This window comes from Devosia sp., from assembly GCF_041917035.1.
Taxonomy (GTDB): domain Bacteria; phylum Pseudomonadota; class Alphaproteobacteria; order Rhizobiales; family Devosiaceae; genus Devosia_A.
The window spans coordinates 1-18,479 of the sequence record NZ_JAYRYM010000054.1 but is presented as its reverse complement, the minus strand read 5'-3'; the positions used below and the strand labels follow the sequence as shown (position 1 = coordinate 18,479).

Below are 18,479 nucleotides of genomic sequence, written 5' to 3'. Positions count from 1 at the left end.
TGGCCGGCAGGATCAGGTGGCTGATGGCGTTGCCGAAGATCTCCCAGTTCCCCTCGATGGCGGCGTCGATGAGGATGACGCCCGTGCGGGTGGTGACGATGCCGTTGAAGAACACGTCGAGACGGCCGGTGCCCGATACCCAGCCCAGCTTGCCGTAGAAGACGAACAGGCCGACGAGCCCCAGCCAGAACACCGGCACCGAGTAGCCGAACAGGCCGACGACGCGGATCACATGATCGGGCCAGCGGCCCTTGCGGGCCGCCGCGAACACGCCGGCCGGGACGCCGAGCAGCACGCCGATGATGGTGGCGATGGTGGCCAGTTCGAAGGTCGCCGGAAACACCCGCATGAGGTCGGTGAGCACCGGCCGGGAGGTCAGCACGGACATGCCGAAATCGCCGGTGACAAGGCGCTTGAGGTAGATCAGGTACTGGATCGGCAGCGGCTGGTCGAGGCCGAGCGCCAGGAATGCCTGGTCGTAGGCGGCCTGGGTGGCCTTGTCGCCGACCACGGCGAGGACCGGATCGATATTGGTCAGCCGGCTGATGAAGAAGGTGACCGCGGTGAGGCCGATAAAGGTCACCGCGAGCGTGAGGACGAAGCTGATCGTGCGCCGAAGGATCAGGCCGGCCTGCCGGCCGAGATGGCGTTCGGAACTGGTGCCGGCGTCGCCGGCCGTCGTGCTCACGCCGGCCGCTCCGCGCGGGCGTCGAAATAGCGGGCGAGAGCGCAGCAGAGGCGGGCGGGCAGTGCCAGGCGCGCTTCGGCCGCGGCGACCCGCTCGGGGGTGTAGTGGCCGGCGGCATCGAGCATGTTGATGGTCGCCACCAGGTCGTCTTCGAGGACGACCGGGAGATTGTGCACCGAGGCGCAGCCCAGCGAGGCGATCAGCTCGTAGTCCGGAAAGACCCCGGCAATGTCCTCGATCGTGTTGGCGACGAAGCTGCGCCGTTCGCCGTGGACGATGTCGAACCAGCGGTCGGGGTGGATCGGCTTGGTGCCGGACACGGGATAGGCGGCCTGGTTGCTGGAATAGGCCCGGCGCGCCAGTCCGGCCTCCATGTCGACGGTCATGACGGTGAACAGGCGATGCCCGGTGACCGTCGCCGCGAGGTCTTCGAGGGCTCGCCAGGCGGCCTCGGGGTGGGTCGCGGCGGAGATCGCGGCGAGGAAGTCGGCGTCGTGGTCGGTCATGCGGTCTGGTCTGTCCCGTCGTGGTGGCCGACACTCCCCCATTTCCCCGCGCAAGCCAAGCCCCGGAGGGGCGCCGTGCGGTCGTGTTCCCCCGGGCAATGGTGTCGACAGGCCGGTGGCGGCTATGCAATCTCAGGTCACTGACGGACGCTGAAGTGCCGGAGCGTCGCGGTGCGAACGAATCGCCGGCATTCGTGAGGTTCCGCTTGACCGACATCATCGTGCTGGGCGCCGGTATCGTCGGCGTCTGCATTGCCATTCACCTGCAGCGGCGCGGCCGCAGCGTGCTGCTCGTCGACCGGCGCGAGCCGGGCCGCGAAACCTCGTACGGCAATGCCGGCTTCATCCAGCGCGAGGGCGTGCGGCCGCGCGCCTTCCCGCGCGAGCTGGGCGAGCTGATGCGGATTGCCGCCGGACGCGGGCTCGACAGTCGGTACGACCTCGCGGCGCTGCCGGGCTATGCCGCGCCTCTGGCCCGGTACTGGTGGCACTCGGCGCCCGAGCGCTACCGGCGCATCGTCGCCGAGTATGCCCCGTTCATCGCCCACTCGGTCAGCGAGCACGCCGACCTGATCGCCGCCGCCGGGGCCGAGGACCTCATCGCCCGGCAGGGCTGGATGCTGGTCTACCGGACCGAGGCGAAGCGCGACGCCGCCTTTGCCGATGCCGAGCGGGACGCGGAGTATGGCGTCGCGCACACGCGGCTCGACGGGGCCGAGCTGGCGCGGGTCGAACCGGCCCTCCGCCTGCCGCTCGCCGGTGCGCTGCACTGGACCGACCCGTGGACGGTCCGCGATCCCGGTGCGCTGGTCGAGGCCTATGCCCGGCTGTTCCAGAGCCTCGGCGGCACCGTCGCCGTCGGGGATGCGCGGACACTGCGTCCCTCGGGGGCGGGGTGGGAGGTCGCGACGGCATCCGGCCCGGCCAGCGCCGGCGAGGTCGTTCTCGCCCTCGGGCCGTGGGCCGCCGAGGCCACCCGGCGTCTCGGCTATGCATTCCCGCTGTTCATCAAGCGCGGTTACCATCGCGAGTATCGCGCCCTGCCGGATGGTCAGCTCAACCATCCCGTTCTCGATGCCGAGACCGGCTACCTGCTGGCGCCGATGCGGCGCGGCGTGCGCCTGACCACCGGAGCCGAGTTCGCCCGCCTCGATGCTCCCGACAATACCACGCAGGTCGATGGCGCCGAGGCGGTGGCGCGACAGCTGCTGAGCTTCGGCGAGCGGCTCGATCCGGCACCCTGGCGCGGCGCCCGGCCCTGCACACCGGACATGAAGCCGATCATCGGGCGTGCGCCGCGGCATTCCGGCCTGTGGTTCGCCTTCGGGCACGCCCATCACGGCCTGACGTTGGGCGCGGCGACGGGTCGGCTGGTCGGGGAACTGATGTCGGGCGAGACACCCTTCGTCGACCATCGGCCATTCGCGCCCGAACGCTTCCTCTAGATCGTTTCGTCAGCGGAACGTCGGGAAGACGACACGCACGGTCAGCCCGGTCGGCGAAGTCGGGGCAAAGCCCACGGTCGCGCCCATCAGCGCGGCAATCTCCTCGACGATGGGCAGCCCCAGCCCGGCCCCCGGCTTGTCGCTGCGGCCCCGCGCGAACCGTTTGCGCGCCTCCGCGATCTGGGCCGGATCGAGGCCGCGGCCGCTGTCGGCAACCTCGAGCACCGGCTGCGGACCGCGATAGGTCCGCACGGTCGCGTCGGTGCCGGGCCCGGCATAGTTGATGACGTTCTCGACCAGGTTGCCGAGCAGTTCGGCGAGCAGCATCTCGTCGCCGCCGATCTCGAGCGGGCCGTTGCCCTCGTAGCCCAGATCGATGTCGGCGGCATGGGCGCGCACGACGAACGCGGCGGTCACCTCGCGCGCCACCCGGTCGAGATCGACCGCGACCAGCGGGCGCTCGGGTCCGCTCGCATCGATGCGCGCCAGCATCAGCAGCTGGCCCAGGATGCGCTCGGAGTGGACGGCCTCGCGATCGGCCACCTGCAGGGCGCCGCGCGCTTCCTCGAGGCTCGCCGCGCGTTGCGCCAGCGCGATCTGCGTGCGGACCACGGTGAGCGGCGTGCGCAACTGGTGGCTGGCATTGCCGGTGAAGTGACGGAGCGCGTCGAGGGCCGCCGAGAGCCGCAGCATGAAGGAGTTGACGGTGTCGACGAGGCTCCTCACCTCCTTGGGCACCGTGGCCTCGATCGGGCTCAGGTCGCTCACCTGTCGGCCGGCGATGGCGGCCCGCAGGCGATAGAGCGGCGCCAGCGAGAGACTGACCGCCAGGGACACGACGAGGGCGGCGACGAGGATCAGCGCGGCGAGGCGCGCGGCGGAGCGGACCAGCAGCGCCTGGGTCAGCTGGGTGCGGGCAATGGTCGTTTCGGCCACGGTGACGGTGAAGCCGATGGCGCTCGAGCCCGTCGAAATGGCGCGGCTGAGCGTCGCCAGGCGGATGGCATCGCCGCGGAACACGTCGTCGGAATAGCGGATCTCGGTGCCCAGTGTGGTCGGCTGGGGCAGGGTCTGGTAGCCGGTGACGAACCCGGCCGGTCCGTCGACCCGGTAGAACACCCGGTCCTGCGCGGCCGAGGTCAGCATCTCGAGCGCGACATAGGGCACGTCGACCTCGAGGATGCCCTCGTCGGTGACCACCACCCGCTCGGCGATGGCCAGCACCGAGCCGGCCAGCACCCGGTCGGAGAGCGTCGTGGCGGTGTCCTGCGCCTCGCGCCAGCTGTCGAGCACGGCGAGCCCGCCCAGCACGAGCAGGGCCCCGATCAGCCCCGACAACAGGCGGCGGCGCAGCGAGTAGGGGCGGCTCATCCGCCTTCCCCCGCGGTCAGGTAGTAGCCGAGGCCGCGCGCCACGCGGATGGCGAGCCCGTAGGGCGCAATCCGGCGGCGCAGGCGGGAGACATAGGTCTCGACGGCGTTCTCGCTCAGGTCCTCGTCGAAGTCGGCCAGCGATTCGATGATCGCCTGCTTGGGCACCACCGAGCCGCTGCGCAGCAGCAGCGTCTCGAACACCGCCAGTTCGCGCGCCGGCAGGGTGATGGTCTCGCCTCGCGCGGTGAGGGTGCGGGAAACGGTATCGAAGCGGACCTCGCCGATCTCGATGCCGGCCTGGCGCAATCCCGCCTGGCGGCGCAGCAGCATGCGCACCCGGGCCTCGAGCTCGGGGACGTCGAAGGGCTTGGTCATGTAGTCGTCGGCACCCAGGTCGAGGCCGCGCACCCGTTCGTCGAGGGCGCCGCGCGCGGTGAGGATCAGCACCAGCGTGCGGTTCTTGCGCGCCCGGAGGCGGCGCAGCACCTCGAGCCCGTCCATCTGCGGCAGCGTCAGGTCGAGGACCACGAGGTCGAAGCTCTGCGTGCTCAGCACCGCGTCGGCCGAGACCCCGTCATGCACGACGTCGACGGCGTAGCCGGCTCCGCGCAGCACCGTCGCCAGTCCCTCCCCGAGGGGGCGGCTATCCTCGACCACCAGTAGGCGCATGCGTCCTCCCGCTGGCGAGGCTAGCCGCACCGGCCCCGGTTGCCTATCCCGTCTTGAGGCGCGCGCCGGATGGCGCCACAATGGCCCATGGTCCGCCTGATCCCGCTCCTTGTCCTGCTCACGACCCCGGCGGTCGCCGAGGCCCAGCTGTTCCCCGCGCTCAGCGGCGATGCGGGCGCGCCGGTCGCCACTGTCTATTCCTCGCTCGACGAGCCGCTGGCGCGGCCGATGATCGCGGCCTTCCAGCAGGCCAATCCGGACATTGCGGTGTCCTACGAGGACCTGCAGACCATCGACATCTACGCCAGGGTGGTCGCCGAGACGGACAGCGGCGCGCGGACGGCCGACTTCGCCTTCTCGTCGTCGATGGACCTGCAGGTCAAGCTCGCCAATGACGGCTACGCGCAGGAGAGCGTCGTGCCGCTGTCGGCCAGCTGGCCGCGCTGGGCAAACTGGCGCAACACCGCCTATGCGCTCACCTACGAGCCGGCGGTGTTCGTTTACCACAAACCGAGCTTTGCCGGGTCGCCGCCCCCCGGCAGCCGGGCGGAGCTGATCCGCTACCTCGTCGACAATGCCGACACGGTGTTCGGCCGGATCGGTACCTACGACATCGAGCGCAGCGGCGTCGGCTTCATGTTCTTTTCCCGCGACCAGGAACAGTATCCGGACCTGTGGACCCTCGTCGGGGCCATGGGGGCGGCCGGGGTGAAGCTCTATTCCACCACCTCGGCGATCGTCGAGCGCGTCGCCGACGGCCGCTTCGTGTTCGGCTACAACATCCTCGGCTCGTACGCGGCCGAGGCGGCGACGCGCAATCCGGATCTCGGCATCATCCTGCCGGCCGACTACACCGTGGTCACGTCCCGCATCGGGCTCGTTCCGCGCGCCGCGACCAATCCGGAACTCGGCCGGCGCTATCTCGCCTTCCTGATGTCGGAGGCCGGACAGACGATCATGGCGGAACAGCTGCAGATCGCCGCGCTCAACCAGGCGGTCGCCGGCCCCAATACCGCCAATGCGATGCAGCAGGCGCTCGGCGCGCAGCTGCGGCCGGTGCCGGTCAATCCGGGGCTCATGGTCTATCTCGACCAGGTCAAGCGGGCCCGCCTCATCCGCCGCTGGAACGAGGCGCTGAGCACGCAGTAGCGTCGCGACAGCTTGGCGACAGCTTGGTGTGGCTTACTGCCGGAACGGCCGAGAGCGCGGAACCGCGTCGGGCCGAGGAGTCTGGGAGGACCCCACCGCAATCCGAGACGTCGGCCCGGCGCGTCCGTGCCGCGTCGTTGCACGGGACCTCCCCTGTTCGAAAACGATGTCCGCGGGCCATGGTGCCCGGCGGTCCCACGGAGGATGATGACGATGAAGCATGCGTTTGCAACCGCCCTGCTGGCCGGCGCCCTGGCGCTCGGCACCCCCGCGCTGGCGGCCGACTACTCAATCATGGCGCCGGCCGGTCCCGGCGGCGGCTGGGACCAGACCGCCCGCGCCATGCAGGAGGCGCTGACCAGCGCGGGCATCTCGGCCAACGTGCAGGTCAACAATGTCCCCGGCGCCGGCGGCACCATCGGGCTGGCGCAGTTCGCCCAGGAAGCCAATGGCGACCCGAGCCGCCTGATCGTGGGCGGCTATGTGATGGTGGGCGCCATCCTCACCAACAAGTCGCCCGTGACCCTCGATCAGGTGACCCCGATCGCCCGGCTGACCGGCGAATACGAGGTGATCGTCGTGCCGGCGGCGTCGGACCTCAAGACGCTGGCCGATCTGGCGGCCAGGCTCAAGGCCGATCCCGGCGCGGTGTCGTGGGCCGGCGGATCGGCCGGCGGCACCGACCACATCACCGCGGGGCTGTTCGCCAAGACCGTCGGCGTCGATCCCAGGGCGGTCAACTACGTGGCGTTCTCGGGTGGCGGCGAAGCGTTGGCCGCGGTGCTCGGGGCGCAGACCACGGTCGGCATCTCCGGCTATGGCGAGTTCCAGGCGCAGGTCGAGGCGGGTGCGCTGCGCGTCCTCGGTGTTTCGGCGCCCGAGCGGATCGCGGTCATCGACGGGCCGACCTTCAAGGAAGGCGGCGTCGATCTCACCGTGATGAACTGGCGCATGGTGGGGGCCGGTCCGGGGCTGTCGGCCGAGCAGGTCGCGGCCATCACCGCCGACATCCAGAAGATGGCCGAGTCGGAGAGCTGGAAGGCGACCCTCGCCACCAAGGGCTGGATCAACACCTGGCTCGCCGGCGACGAGTTCAAGGCGCAACTCGCCAAGGAAATCGAAGCCACCACCGCCGTCCTCAAGGACATCGGGCTGGTCGAATGAGCGAGCCCCAGGCTCACGCCAGCGCCCGGCGCCGCCCCGACTGGGCGGCGCTGGTCATCGCCGCGGGCCTCGGCCTGCTCGGCGTGATCGTCGCCTGGGACGCCTCGCGGCTCGGTACGGGCGGCTCCTACGCCCGTATCGGTCCGCAGACCATACCCTATGTCATCGCCATCGGGCTGGGCGGGCTCGCCGTGTGGACGGCCATCGAGGCCTGGCGCGGCGACTTTCCCGAGCGCGACCGGCAGGAGTTCGCACCCGTCGCCTGGATCGTCGGGGGTCTCCTCGCCCAGCTGGTGCTGATCCGCTTCGTCGGATTCTCGCTGGCCACCGGTCTTCTCTTTGCCATGACCGCGCGCGGTCTGGGCAAGGTGCGGCTGCCGCTGGCCCTGCTCGTCGGCGTGCTGCTGTCGGCCGCCGTCTGGTACGTGTTTGCGCGGCTCCTGCAGCTCAATCTGCCCGCCGGCCCGCCCGAACGCCTGCTGCTCGACCTGCTTGCCATGCTTTCTCCGCCCAGGACCGTTGCCGGAGCCTCGTGATGGACACCTTCCTCCTTCTGCTCCAGGGGCTGGCGGTTGCCGTGCAGCCGGTCAACCTGCTCTATGCGCTGGTCGGCGTCACGCTGGGCACCGCCGTCGGCGTGCTGCCCGGCATCGGACCGGCGACCACCGTCGCCCTTCTCCTGCCGGTGACCTACAAGCTCGATCCGGCCGGTTCGCTGATAATGTTCGCCGGCATCTACTATGGCGGCATGTACGGGGGGTCGACGACCTCGATCCTGCTCAATACGCCCGGCGAGAGCGCCTCGATCGTCACCGCGCTCGAGGGCAACCGGATGGCCAAGGCCGGTCGGGGCGGCCCGGCACTGGCGACGGCCGCCATCGGCTCGTTCGTCGCCGGCCTGATCGCCACGGTGGCGCTGGCCTTCCTCGCGCCGTGGGTGGTCAAGTTCGCCCTCGCCTTCGGGCCGCGCGAGTACTTCGCGCTGATGGTGCTGGCCTTCGTCACCGTCTCCGCCGCGTTCGGCGATAGTGCATTGCGTGGCCTGACGGCGCTGGCCCTGGGGCTGGTGCTGGGGCTGGTGGGCATCGACCTGCAGACCGGGCAGGCCAGGCTGACCTTCGGCGTGCCTGATCTGCTCGACGGCATCGAAGTAACGACGCTGGCGGTGGCGATGTTCGCCATCGGGGAGACCCTCTATGTCGCCGCGCACGGACGACGTGCGCCCGACACCGTCGAGCCGGTGCGCGGATCGCTGTGGATGACCCGCAAGGACTGGTCGCGCTCGTGGAAGCCCTGGCTGCGGGGCACCGCCATCGGCTTCCCGGTCGGGGCGATGCCGGCGGGCGGCGCCGAGATCGGCACGTTCTTCTCCTACGCGGTCGAGAAGCGGCTCAGCCGGCACAAGGAGGAGTTCGGCAATGGCGCCATCGAGGGCGTCGCGGGGCCCGAGGCCGCCAACAACGCCTCCGCCGCCGGCACGCTGGTGCCGCTGCTGACGCTGGGGCTGCCCACTTCGGCGACCGCGGCCATCATGCTCGCCGGCTTCCAGCAATACGGGCTGCAGCCGGGACCGCTGCTCTTTACCGCCAATCCGCAGCTGGTCTGGGGGCTGATCGCCAGCCTGCTGATCGCCAACCTGATGCTGATCGTGCTGAATCTGCCGATGATCGGACTTTGGGTACGGCTGCTGACCATCCCGCGGCCCTGGCTCTATGCCGGCATCCTGTTGTTCGCCACACTGGGCACGATCGGCGCCAACCCCTCGGTGGTCGAGCTGGGCATGCTGCTGGTGTTCGGACTGCTCGGCTACGGCCTGCGGCTGTTCCACTTCCCGATCGCCCCGGTGGTGGTCGGGCTGATCCTGGGGCCGATGGCGGAGCAGCAGCTGCGCCGGGCGCTGGCGATCTCGCAGGGCGACCCGATGGTGCTGCTGACCTCGCCGATTTCGGCGACGCTGCTGGCCCTGGCGCTGGTCGCGCTGGTCCTGCCGATGATCCTGCGCGCCACCGGGCGCGGACGCGTGCTGTCGCAGATGGCGGCCGATACCGACTGAGCATTGCCGTCCGGTACGCCGGACGGCTATGGTCCGGCCCGCTTTCGCCCGTGCCGGACCGCCGAGATCCCTGGACAGTCAGGATGTCGTCGGTGCAGACGGGCTTCGGGCACGGAGGGGCGGGTGGAACAGGGCAACCGCGCGGTGCTGGTCACCGGATCGACCAGCGGTATCGGGCTGGCCATCGCCCGGCGCTATGCGGCGCTCGGTTACGACGTGGCGCTTCACAGCTTTGCGGCCGAGGCGGAGGTCGCCGATCTCCTGGCCTCGGTTGCGGAGGGGGCTGCCGGCCGGGTCCGCTATCTCCGGGCCGACCTGTCCGACCCTGTCGAGAGCCAGGCCCTGGTGCCGGCCGCCATCGCCGCCCTCGGGCGTCTCGACATCCTCGTCAACAATGCCGGCATCCAGAAGGTGGCGCCGGTCGAGGCCTTCCCGGTCGCCGACTGGGACCGCATCCTCGCCGTGAGCCTCGATTCCGCCTTTCATGCCATCCGTGCGGCGCTGCCGGGGATGGTCGAGCGCGGCTGGGGGCGGATCATCAATATCGCCTCGGCGCATGGCCTGCGCGCCTCGCCGTTCAAGTCCGCCTATGTCGCCACCAAGCACGCCGTGGTCGGCCTCACCAAGAGCGTGGCGCTCGAGGTGGCCGAGAAGGGCGTCACCGTCAATGCCATCTGTCCCGGCTATGTGTGGACCCCGCTGGTTGCCCGGCAGGTGGCGGATCAGGCCAGGGTGCATGGCCTCAGCGAGGACGAGGTGGTACGCACCATCTTCCTCGGACCGCAGCCGACCAAGGCGTTCGTGCAGCCCGAGGAGATCGCCGAACTGTGCATCTACCTCAGCGGCGACATGGCGCGTTCGATCACCGGCAGCGCGATCTCGATCGATGGCGGCTGGACGGCCAAGTGACCCGCATCACCGCCGCCCATCGTCCGACAGGCTTCCCCGGCTGAACGTCAGGTCCGGCCGTTCCCGGCCACCGTGCGGGGCTCGCTACTTCACCCGAAAGTACGCCCTGAGCCGGCTGTCCCAGGACCTGGGGACCGGCGGCAGCGCTCGCAACAACCGGGCCGCGGCGAGGCGGAGGGCCATGCCTCGCGTGCGGCCAGGCAGCACGTTGCGGCGCCGGTAGATGCCGATCACGGCGGCAAGGGACAGGCGCAGGTCGCTCGGCATGCTGGCGGTGCCGTCCCACCTGAGGTCCCCGTTGTAGATGCCGTCGCGGTAGAAGATGGTCAGCGGCGGTCGCTCGAGGGGGACGACGAGCACCCGGCCGGTGTGCAGCGCCAGCAGTCGCTCGGGGTGCAGCACATGGCCCTCGGCGGCATAGGCCGGCAGGTGCCGGAACAGCCTCAGATAGGCGGCGACCGCCGCGGCCGGCCCGTAGCAGACGTGGTCGCCGACCCCGTTGCGGAAGTTGCCGCCCTGGGGAATCCGCAAGGCGTCGCCGGGCTCGAACAGAGCCAGCCCGCCCTGCATCGGGACAATGGCAGTGTCGACGCGGGCCTTGATGACCACATCGGCGCCGCCCTGCTCGGCAAGCGATGCCGCCTCGTTCCAGCAGCAGAACATCGACACCGTGTTGAAGGGGACGGTCTCCGTTGCCTTGAGCGCGAAGCGCCCGATCGCCGCGTCGATCGCCGGTCTGAAATGGGCCGGATCGAGTTGGTGGATGGTGGCGAAATCGAAGACCTCGAAGAACTCCTTGCCGTTCATCCCGGCCCAGGTGACGACGTGCGCCTCGATTTCGCTGTCGGGGTACTCTGCCCGCAGGAGCCGGTAGATCTGGGCGCTGGGACTGGGGGTGATCCCGGTGAGGATGAGGCGGATGCGGCGGCTCACGAGCCCGCCTCCGCGGGCAGCGGTCCGAACGGGGTCGCGACGCAGAGCGCCTGGTATTGCTCCGGCGTGCCGCAGAACCGGATGTCTTCGGCGGCGATCAACTGATAGCGGATGTCCTGCCCATGGCGGATGGCGAGGTCGTAGAGCGGGGCCACGTAGCGTTCGCCGCCATCGAGCCGCGCCGGGTCCTCGGAGGCCGTCTCGGCGTAGAGCGACAGGAAACGGGACGCGGTGCGAAAGTGGTAGAGGCCATCCGAGCACAGGGTGGAGATACGCCGTTTCTCCGCCACCTCGAGGGCTCGACCGGTCGGCGCCCGCTCATCGGCGGCGCGCACGAACGACCAGGCGTCGCCCTCGCCCGTGAACACCTCGAGATAGCCATCCACCGCGTGGCGATCGAACAGGTCGGCGTAGCGGAAGCCGGGACGGAAGGTGTCGATGTTGAAGATGGTCAGCGGCTCGTCGGCGGCGACGCCGGCCAGCCTGAGGCCTTCGGCCACCGTTTCGGCCTGTCCGGCGGTCGGCCGGGGCAGGGCGATGACGCGCATGCGGTCCGGCGCGAGGCCCAGCAGGGCGGCCTGCGCCCCGATGAACGCGGCGGTGCCCGGGTCGTCGCGGCAGACGAAGAGGAAGCTCTCGGCATCGAAATAGTGGCAGAAGCTCCCCAGCGCGTGCGCGAACACCGAGTGGCCGTGCAGCGGCAGCATGAACTTGGGGATCTCGTACCCGGCACGGGCAAAGCGCGTGCTGCCGCCGGCCATGGGGAGCACGATCATCGTTCGGTCCGGGCCCGCTCGGCGAGCTGCAGGCCTGCCGCGAGGAACATGCGCTGCAGATCCGGGCGCTCGCCGTGCAGCGGCAGCATGGAGAAGAACAGGAGCGCCGTCAGCGCCAGCAGCTCCGCGCTTTCGACACCGAACCGCGATCTGCACGCATCGAGGAACCGGGCCTCGACGGCGGCATCCTCCGGCAGCTCCCGCGTCGTGAAGCGCCAGGACGAGGCCTCGTCGATCGTCAGTCGTGCCGCGCCCATCAGGATCCTGTCGTACCTGCCGAGCACCGAATGGGCCAGCTTGGCCACATCGTAGCGGAAATCCCCGAACGAGGTCATCCCGCCCCCTTCCAGCTGTCCGCGGGGATCGATGCTGAACACGCGGTCCGAGGAGGCGTCGAAGAGCAGGTTGCCGTAGTGGAAATCGCCGTGCCAGAAGCGCACGTCGTCGGCGCGGGTCGGCCGGATCGCTTCGATCATCTCCTCGACCACTTCGCCGACGGGGGGGTGACGACGACCGTTGAGCGTGATGGAGCTGTTCCCGCCGGACTCGTCCGACCGCAGGTAGGCGCCGATGCGCGCCAGGGACTTGCCGACGTGCATGGCGGCGTGGAAGGCCGACGCGAAGGCGGGCGAGGCCGCGACGTCGCCCGGCTGCGGCCGGATCGACTGGTAGCGCTCCAGCAGCGCGCAGCAGCCCGAGACGATGGTCTGCCAGGTGTTGCCCGAGGCGGCGCCGAACACCGAGAGTTCGCCGAGCGTGGGCAGGCCCAGGAAGGCCAGGGCGTATTCGGGTCGACCGCCGGTCCCGCTGCGGCCGAGATAGGCCGGGATCGTGTCCTGCAACTGCGTCGGCAGCGTCTCGTACCAGCGCGCCTCGGCCGCGATCTTGGCATCGTTGCGCGAGTGCTTGACGATCCGGTCGCCATGGCGGGTCACCGCATTGAAGGCCCGCGAGTACATGGATCGGGACTTCGCCTCCAGATAGGCCTCGAGCGTGCCGAGGGTCGCGCCGCCACTGGTCACCCACGGCTCAAGCGGCCGGCAGCGGTCATAGGCGTTGAGGCCATCCCGCAGGTTGCCGTCGCGCATGGCACCGGCAAGCAGGGCGCCATCGGCGGCCCCGAAGCCGCCGCACACCGACAGCCGGTGCGGTCCCTCGGCCTCGGCGAACCGGCCACCCGGCGGAGCGGCGGGGTCGAACACCAGTGCCGATCCGGGCGCCGGCGCGTCCGTCAGCGCGACGAAGTCGGCGCTTCGGGTCGTCGGCGTCGGCAGGAGAGTATCGCCGAAGAGCACGCGGACCGGTCCGTGCGGGGCGATCCGCCGCAGCGCGTCGGCGAGCATGGCGGCGCGGGAGAGACCATCGGGCTGGGGCAGCAGGCAGATGTCCGCGGTGTCGAGCGCCAGCCGGGCCTCGGCCGCCTCGAGGAAGGCCTGCGGTATGGTGAGAACGCAGCGGTCGCCCGGCGCCATCTGGCGCTGCACGGCCAGACAGCTCGTCGCCCCCAGCGGGAGGAAGGGCAGGGGGACCCGGCCAAAGGCGGACTCGATCCGGGCTTCCGGCCACTGCGCTGACAGAATGATGAGCATGATCGCGACGCTGAGAGTGCGCTCACCTTTGCCTGCCAATCTCGCCGATGGAAAGGGCGGAGTGAGGTGGGGCGAGCGGCCGGACGCGCTAGAAGCTCAGCCGGGAGATGTTCACGTCCTGCCAGTCGGCAAGCGGAATCGCCCGCAGGGTTCGGCCGTCGAGCACCGCCCAGCCGGTCTCGCCATATTGCAGGGCGACCGGATGAACCTCGAGCGGGTTGGCGGACCGCGAGGCGAGGCGCACCTTGCGCCGCTCCCGCACCGCCGCGGCCATCGCCGCAACCCTGTGGTCGACGCTGTCCGGCGGCGGGCGCGCTATGCGGAAGCGCCGGTTGGCCAGCGCCAGCTTCTCGCGGACCGGATCGGGCAGCGATTCCCTGAGCTTGCTGGCCGCTCGGCGGGCCGGGTCGGCCAGTCCGAGCTCGGCCAAGAGCGGGGTCGGATCGGCGAGCAGCACGGCCAGCGCCTCGGCCTCGTCGGCGGCGAGGCCGGTGAGCCGGGTGCGATAGCTGAAGCCGAGCTCGAAGCCGCCCTGGTTGCCCTGGTAGGCGATGATCGGCAGGCCGGCCTCGCTGAGCGCATCCATGTCGCGCAGCACGGTGCGATGCGCCACCTCGAGTTCGATAGCGAGGGCTCCGGCGGTCATCCGGCCGCGGTTCTGCAGCAGCAGAAGAATTTGCAGGAGGCGCGAGGCTCGCATTTCATCCATGACAGAAGATGTCGTATAAGCCGGATTATGGCTAAGGCGAACCGTGAGGCAAGCCATGCACGAATTCCACGTCGAACGCCGTATCGAGGCACCCCCCGAGACGCTCTGGCGGATCCTGGTCGACCCTGCTGCGCTGAGCAGCGGGGCGTTCGGCATCGTCCGCATCGAGGGCCGGATCGCTCCGGGGGAGCGGCTGAAGCTCTGGTCCTCGGTGGCGCCCGGCCGGGCGTTTCCGCTGAAGGTCACGCAGATGCAGCCCAACCGGCTGATGGTCTGGACCGGCGGCATGCCGTTCGGGCTGTTCACCGGCACGCGCACCTTCCGGCTCGATCCGACCGGCACCGGTACTCAGTTCAGCCTGCGCGAGGTCTATACCGGGGCGATGCTCGGCCTCATCTGGCCGTCCATGCCGGACCTCGGCCCCTCGTTCCAGCAATTCGCGGACGCGCTCGCGGCCGCGGCGGAGGCAAGATCATGACGACGCATATCGTAACCTATGGCAGCGGCACCAAGGACGATCCCTGGCAGCTGCAGACCCCCTCGCTGTCCTCCCAGTACCACGCCTGGCGCGATCCGGACGCCACGCCGCCGGCCCTCGTCGTCGAAGTCGGTACGACCCGGCTATCCTACCGCCTTGAGGCGATCGACGATCTGGCGCGCATGCTGATGGAACGCGGCGACTGGGTGCTGCTCGGCAATGCCGACGAGGGAAAGCCGGTCCAGGAGGGGACGATCGAGGCGTGGGCCCGTTCGCCGGACAACCCGGTCGGCGGCTATTACGGGTTGCGCAAGGGGTATCGCGGCCGGTTCGCCAACTACGTCACGCCGGTGCTCGAGCTGCTCGGCAAGGCCGAACTCGAGCACGGCGCGCGGAACAACCGGGCGCGGTACCGCAGCGCCTGACGATCGGCGATCCGCTCAGCGCTCGCGGAAGGCACGTCCGAGCTGCTCGGCCAAGGGCTGCAGCAGGTAGCTCGCAATGCTGCGTGTCTCGGTGGCGAAATGAGCCTCGGCGACCATGCCCGGCACCAGCCGCTCTTCGCCCAGCAGGGCCAGCTGGTCGTCCGGGACGACGATGCGGACCTCGAAATAGCTGCGGCCGGTGCGTTCGTCGCGGATGGCATCGGCGGCCACGCGCTGCACCGTCCCGGTCAGTTCCGGGGCGGTTCGCCGGTTGAAGGCGGCGAGCCGCAGCTGCACCGTCTGACCGGGGGCGATCATGTCGATCTCGGTGGGGGAAATGCGCGCCTCGACGGCGACCTGGTCCGGGTCGGGCACGATCTCGAGCACGGTGTCGCCCGCCCCGATCACCCCGCCGGGGGTATGGATGCGCAGTTCGTGCACCGTGCCGGCGATCGGGGCGACGAGCGCGAGGCGGCGGATTTCGTCGTCGGCGGCGTCGCGCCGCTCCCGGTACTCGGCGATGCGGGTGCTCAGCTCGTTGAGCTCGGTCGCGACGTCCTTGCGCAGCACCTGCTCGACGGCGAGGACCTCGATCCTGACTTCGCTGATCCGGCCGCGGTTCTCCGCGATGGCCGCCTCGATCCGCCCGATCTCGGCGGCAAGGCTGGCGCCGTCGCGCTCCATCGCGTTGCGCTGGCTCGCCTGCATCAGCCCCTTCTCGGTCAGGTCACGGAAGGCCTCGAGCTGCGAGGCGACGATCTTCTGCTCGGTGATGCGGCCGGCCAGTTGCCGGTCGAGCCCGGAAATGGCCGCTTCGAGTTGCGCGATCTGCTCATTGAGCTGCTGCTTCTGGCTGCTCAGGGTGGTCTGGCGCAAGGCAAACAGCTGCTGCTCGGCCGCCAGCAGGGCGGCAAAGGTCGGATCGGCGGCGGCCCGCTCGGCCAGCGCCGCCGGCGGATCGAAGCGCCCCAGGCCGTCGCGTTCGGCCGAGAGCCTCGCCTGGCGGACCAGCATCTCGTCGAGGGTGAAGTTGATGATGGCGAGCGATGCCGCCAACTGCGTGCCGTCGAGCCGGATCAGCGGCTGGCCGGCGGCGACCCGGTCGCCCTCGGCCACCTCGATCCCGGCGACGATGCCGCCGCGGGCGTGCTGGATGCTCATCACGTCGGTCTTGACCACGACCACGCCCTCGGCGATCACGGCTCCGGCAAACTCGATCGCGGCCGACAGGCCCCCGGCGCCGGCGACCAGCAGCAGGGCGGCGAGGCCGCCGGCGAGGCTCAGCCGGCGGATGGAACGTTGCGGATCGCGCGTGCCGCTCATGTCGGTACTCCCGAATAGGTCGGTTCGACCACCTTGAGCCCGGCCGCGGCGGGACGGGCCGCGCCGCCCTCGAGCCGGCGCATCACGTCGTCGCGCCGTCCATAGGCGCGCTGCAGTCCGTCGGCGAGGAGCAGCAGGTTCTCGCAACTGCGGGTCAGCGACGGGCGGTGGGTGATCAGCACGATCGCCGCTCCGCGCGCCTTGGCGGTGGCGATGGCCTCGACCAGGGCGGCCTCGCCGACCGTGTCGAGATTGGCGTTCGGTTCGTCCAGGACGAGCAGGAACGGGTCGCCGTAGAGGGCGCGGGCCAAGGCCACGCGCTGCTGCTGCCCGCCCGAGAGCGTGTAGCCGTCGGCCCCGCCGATGCGCGTGTCATAGCCGGCGGGCAGCGCCACGATCATGTCGTGCGCCCCGGCCGCGCGAGCGGCGGCGATGACATCCTCGGAGTCCGGGTCGAGGCTCATCCGGGCGATGTTCTCGGCGATGGTGCCGGCGAACAGCTCGGTCGTCTGCGGCATGTAGCCGATCGATCGGCCGAGCGCCGTCGGGTCGTACTGGTCGTAGCCGGCCCCGTCGAGGGTCACCTGACCCCGGGCGACGGGCCAGACGCCGGCAAGCACCCGTCCCAGGGCGCTCTTGCCCGCCCCGGAGGGGCCGATGATGCCGACGGCGGTGCCGGCCTCGACGGTGAAGCCGAGCCGGTCGACGATCACCTGGCGGCCCGAGGGGGCCACCACCGTCCCGTCGGTCACGGCGAGCTGGCGGCGCGGGGCCTCGAGCCGGGTGGCCACGGCGGGCGCCGCGGAGAGCTGCGTCAGCGTGCCGTTGAGCCGCCGGTAGGCGATGCGGGCGGCGAGCAGGCTGCGCCAGTTGGAGATCAGCGTCTCGATCGGGGCCACGGCGCGCGCCACGAGGATGGACGAGGCGACCATGGCGCCGCCGGTCATCTGTCCCTCGATCACCAGCAGGGCGCCCGCCGCCAGCACCAGCGATTGCAGCAGCATGCGCAGGATCCTCGAGAGCGCGCCGAGGCCGCTGCCGAGATCGGCGGCCCGACGGGCCGAGGAGAGGAAGCGGTCATTGATGGTCGAAAGGCGGCGGGCGAAGGCGCCCTGCATGCCCATGGCCGTGATCAGCTCGCCGTTGCGGCGCACCGAGTCCGCCAGTTCGGCGCGCCTGCCACCCTCCTCGACGAGGCTTTCGGCGGCGCGTCGACCGCCCAGTTCGGAGAGCACCGCCACCGCCAGGAGCACGCCGCCGCCGACCAGGGCGACCATGCCGATCAGCGGGTGGACGAGCCAGCACAGGGCGAGGAAGACGGGCAGGAAGGGCAGGTCGAACAGGGCCGGCGGTCCGCTGCCGGCGATGAAGGCCCGCAGCTGGTCGAGCTCGCGGATGGCCTGGCCGCCGCCTGCCTGGCTCGACAGCAGCGCCCGCTGCACCGGCCCGGAGAGTTCCGCATCGACCACTTCGGCGGCCCGCACCATGATGCGGCCGCGCAGGACGTCGAACAGGCCCTGGAACAGGTAGGCCAGCACCAGCAGCACGATCAGGCCGGCGAGGGTGGAGAGCGAGCGGCTGACCAGCACCCGGTCGTAGACCTGCAGCATGAACAGCGGGCCGGCGAGCATCAGCACATTGGTCAGTACGGAAAAGCCGAAGACCGATGCGAGGGCCCCCCGGCAGCGCGCGATGGCCTCGGCGACGGGGCTGCGCGCGCCCGGCACGGGGGAAGTCTGGAAAGCTGCCATGGGGGGTCTCGTGTCCGGCGGTGGCCGCCGCACCTTGGGGCGCGGCGGCCGTTCATCCTAGACTATGACGAAATCGGCGTTGGTGAGTCCGAGATTGGTGCCAAGCTTAGCAAACTGTATCGCTGCACCCTTGCCGCTGCCGTCCGCATCGTAGAGCAGGTCGCCGGTGGCGGCGTTGTAGACGATGCGGTCGCTGGCATCGAGCGCCTTGGAGCCGGTGACGAAGGCCCCCGCCGAGAGGACGCCGAGCGCCCCGACCTTCTTGAACACCGCGTCGTCCAGCACGATGGTGTCGTCGACCGCCTTGAAGTCGAGGATGCGGTCGACATTGGAATACTTGTCGAGCGCCGTGTCGAACACGAAGCGGTCCTGTCCCGCGCCGCCGCTGACCGTGTCGTTGCCCTTGCCGGCGTTGATCAGGTCGGCCCCGGCGGACCCCTTGACCACGTCGTCCCCGTCGCCCGAGTGGATCAGGATGTTGCTGCCCACGAAGGTGACGCCGGAGAAGTCGAAGGTGTCCGAGGTGTAATTGCCCAGGA

The 18,479-nt window shown here is 70.4% G+C and carries 18 protein-coding genes and 1 pseudogene; 8 read left to right on the top strand and 11 right to left on the bottom strand.

Features of this window, described 5'->3' with window-relative positions:
* Both ACE3TU_RS08185 and ACE3TU_RS08180 read right to left on the bottom strand, forming a co-directional pair.
* Window positions 1-688, bottom strand: a 688-nt coding sequence (locus ACE3TU_RS08185; RefSeq protein WP_374622578.1) for an ABC transporter permease, incomplete at its 3' end; no start/stop codon positions are given.
* On the bottom strand, window positions 685-1,194 hold the full coding sequence (locus tag ACE3TU_RS08180) for a GAF domain-containing protein (RefSeq protein ID WP_374622575.1): 510 nt from the start codon (window positions 1,192-1,194) through the stop codon (window positions 685-687). The genes ACE3TU_RS08185 and ACE3TU_RS08180, both read right to left, overlap by 4 nt.
* Before the next feature lie 206 nt (window positions 1,195-1,400).
* Here ACE3TU_RS08180 and ACE3TU_RS08175 point away from each other — a divergent pair, with 206 nt between their 5' ends.
* A complete protein-coding gene (locus tag ACE3TU_RS08175; protein ID WP_374622573.1) occupies window positions 1,401-2,639 on the top strand; it encodes an NAD(P)/FAD-dependent oxidoreductase in 1,239 nt (412 codons plus the stop codon).
* A 9-nt stretch (window positions 2,640-2,648) separates the two neighbouring features.
* Here ACE3TU_RS08175 and ACE3TU_RS08170 read toward each other — a convergent pair whose 3' ends face one another.
* Together ACE3TU_RS08170 and ACE3TU_RS08165 are read right to left on the bottom strand one after the other, a co-directional pair.
* Entirely contained in the window at window positions 2,649-4,010 is a 1,362-nt protein-coding gene (locus ACE3TU_RS08170; RefSeq protein ID WP_374622570.1) for a sensor histidine kinase, read from the bottom strand.
* On the bottom strand, window positions 4,007-4,681 hold the full coding sequence (locus tag ACE3TU_RS08165) for a response regulator transcription factor (RefSeq protein ID WP_374622567.1): 675 nt from the start codon (window positions 4,679-4,681) through the stop codon (window positions 4,007-4,009). The genes ACE3TU_RS08170 and ACE3TU_RS08165 overlap by 4 nt, the downstream gene beginning before the upstream one ends.
* 87 nt (window positions 4,682-4,768) lie before the next feature.
* Here ACE3TU_RS08165 and ACE3TU_RS08160 point away from each other — a divergent pair, with 87 nt between their 5' ends.
* From ACE3TU_RS08160 to ACE3TU_RS08140, 5 genes are all read left to right on the top strand, one after another.
* The gene (locus tag ACE3TU_RS08160; RefSeq protein WP_374622564.1) at window positions 4,769-5,830 is read left to right on the top strand and encodes an ABC transporter substrate-binding protein; all 1,062 of its coding nucleotides are present in this window, start codon (window positions 4,769-4,771) and stop codon (window positions 5,828-5,830) included.
* A gap of 213 nt (window positions 5,831-6,043) precedes the next feature.
* Window positions 6,044-6,994 (top strand): Bug family tripartite tricarboxylate transporter substrate binding protein, encoded by a 951-nt coding sequence (locus ACE3TU_RS08155; RefSeq protein WP_374622561.1) that lies wholly within the window; start codon window positions 6,044-6,046, stop codon window positions 6,992-6,994.
* Window positions 6,991-7,530 (top strand): tripartite tricarboxylate transporter TctB family protein, encoded by a 540-nt coding sequence (locus ACE3TU_RS08150; protein WP_374622558.1) that lies wholly within the window; start codon window positions 6,991-6,993, stop codon window positions 7,528-7,530. Before ACE3TU_RS08155 ends, ACE3TU_RS08150 begins: the two co-directional genes overlap by 4 nt.
* Window positions 7,530-9,047 (top strand): tripartite tricarboxylate transporter permease, encoded by a 1,518-nt coding sequence (locus ACE3TU_RS08145; protein ID WP_374622556.1) that lies wholly within the window; start codon window positions 7,530-7,532, stop codon window positions 9,045-9,047. Before ACE3TU_RS08150 ends, ACE3TU_RS08145 begins: the two co-directional genes overlap by 1 nt.
* Before the next feature lie 123 nt (window positions 9,048-9,170).
* Window positions 9,171-9,956 carry a 3-hydroxybutyrate dehydrogenase gene (locus ACE3TU_RS08140; RefSeq protein ID WP_374622553.1) on the top strand — a complete coding sequence of 262 codons (786 nt, stop codon included), beginning with the start codon at window positions 9,171-9,173 and terminating at the stop codon, window positions 9,954-9,956.
* Window positions 9,957-10,040: 84 nt separating this feature from the next.
* On the opposite strand, the gene ACE3TU_RS08135 is transcribed toward ACE3TU_RS08140, so the two are convergent.
* From ACE3TU_RS08135 to ACE3TU_RS08120, 4 genes are all read right to left on the bottom strand, one after another.
* Window positions 10,041-10,889 carry a hypothetical protein gene (locus ACE3TU_RS08135; RefSeq protein WP_374622550.1) on the bottom strand — a complete coding sequence of 283 codons (849 nt, stop codon included), beginning with the start codon at window positions 10,887-10,889 and terminating at the stop codon, window positions 10,041-10,043.
* Window positions 10,886-11,665 (bottom strand): glycosyltransferase family 2 protein, encoded by a 780-nt coding sequence (locus ACE3TU_RS08130; protein WP_374622547.1) that lies wholly within the window; start codon window positions 11,663-11,665, stop codon window positions 10,886-10,888. Before ACE3TU_RS08130 ends, ACE3TU_RS08135 begins: the two co-directional genes overlap by 4 nt.
* The gene (locus tag ACE3TU_RS08125) at window positions 11,662-13,254 is read right to left on the bottom strand and encodes a phosphotransferase (RefSeq protein WP_374622545.1); all 1,593 of its coding nucleotides are present in this window, start codon (window positions 13,252-13,254) and stop codon (window positions 11,662-11,664) included. The genes ACE3TU_RS08130 and ACE3TU_RS08125 overlap by 4 nt, the downstream gene beginning before the upstream one ends.
* An 88-nt stretch (window positions 13,255-13,342) precedes the next feature.
* Window positions 13,343-13,963: a helix-turn-helix transcriptional regulator gene (locus ACE3TU_RS08120; RefSeq protein WP_374622543.1), complete on the bottom strand. Its 621-nt coding sequence runs from the start codon at window positions 13,961-13,963 to the stop codon at window positions 13,343-13,345.
* A 55-nt stretch (window positions 13,964-14,018) separates the two neighbouring features.
* Here ACE3TU_RS08120 and ACE3TU_RS08115 point away from each other — a divergent pair, with 55 nt between their 5' ends.
* Together ACE3TU_RS08115 and ACE3TU_RS08110 are read left to right on the top strand one after the other, a co-directional pair.
* On the top strand, window positions 14,019-14,441 hold the full coding sequence (locus tag ACE3TU_RS08115) for an SRPBCC family protein (protein WP_374622541.1): 423 nt from the start codon (window positions 14,019-14,021) through the stop codon (window positions 14,439-14,441).
* Window positions 14,438-14,866, top strand: coding sequence for a DUF6855 family protein (locus ACE3TU_RS08110; RefSeq protein WP_374622539.1), 429 nt, complete (start codon window positions 14,438-14,440; stop codon window positions 14,864-14,866). Before ACE3TU_RS08115 ends, ACE3TU_RS08110 begins: the two co-directional genes overlap by 4 nt.
* A gap of 15 nt (window positions 14,867-14,881) precedes the next feature.
* On the opposite strand, the gene ACE3TU_RS08105 is transcribed toward ACE3TU_RS08110, so the two are convergent.
* The 3 genes and pseudogenes from ACE3TU_RS08105 to ACE3TU_RS08095 all read right to left on the bottom strand — a co-directional run.
* Window positions 14,882-16,189: an HlyD family type I secretion periplasmic adaptor subunit gene (locus tag ACE3TU_RS08105; RefSeq protein WP_374622536.1), complete on the bottom strand. Its 1,308-nt coding sequence runs from the start codon at window positions 16,187-16,189 to the stop codon at window positions 14,882-14,884.
* Complete coding sequence (locus tag ACE3TU_RS08100; protein WP_374622534.1) at window positions 16,186-17,940, bottom strand: type I secretion system permease/ATPase; 1,755 nt, start codon at window positions 17,938-17,940, stop codon at window positions 16,186-16,188. Before ACE3TU_RS08100 ends, ACE3TU_RS08105 begins: the two co-directional genes overlap by 4 nt.
* Window positions 17,941-17,997: 57 nt before the next feature.
* Window positions 17,998-18,479, bottom strand: a pseudogene (locus ACE3TU_RS08095) (hypothetical protein); the annotation flags it as partial.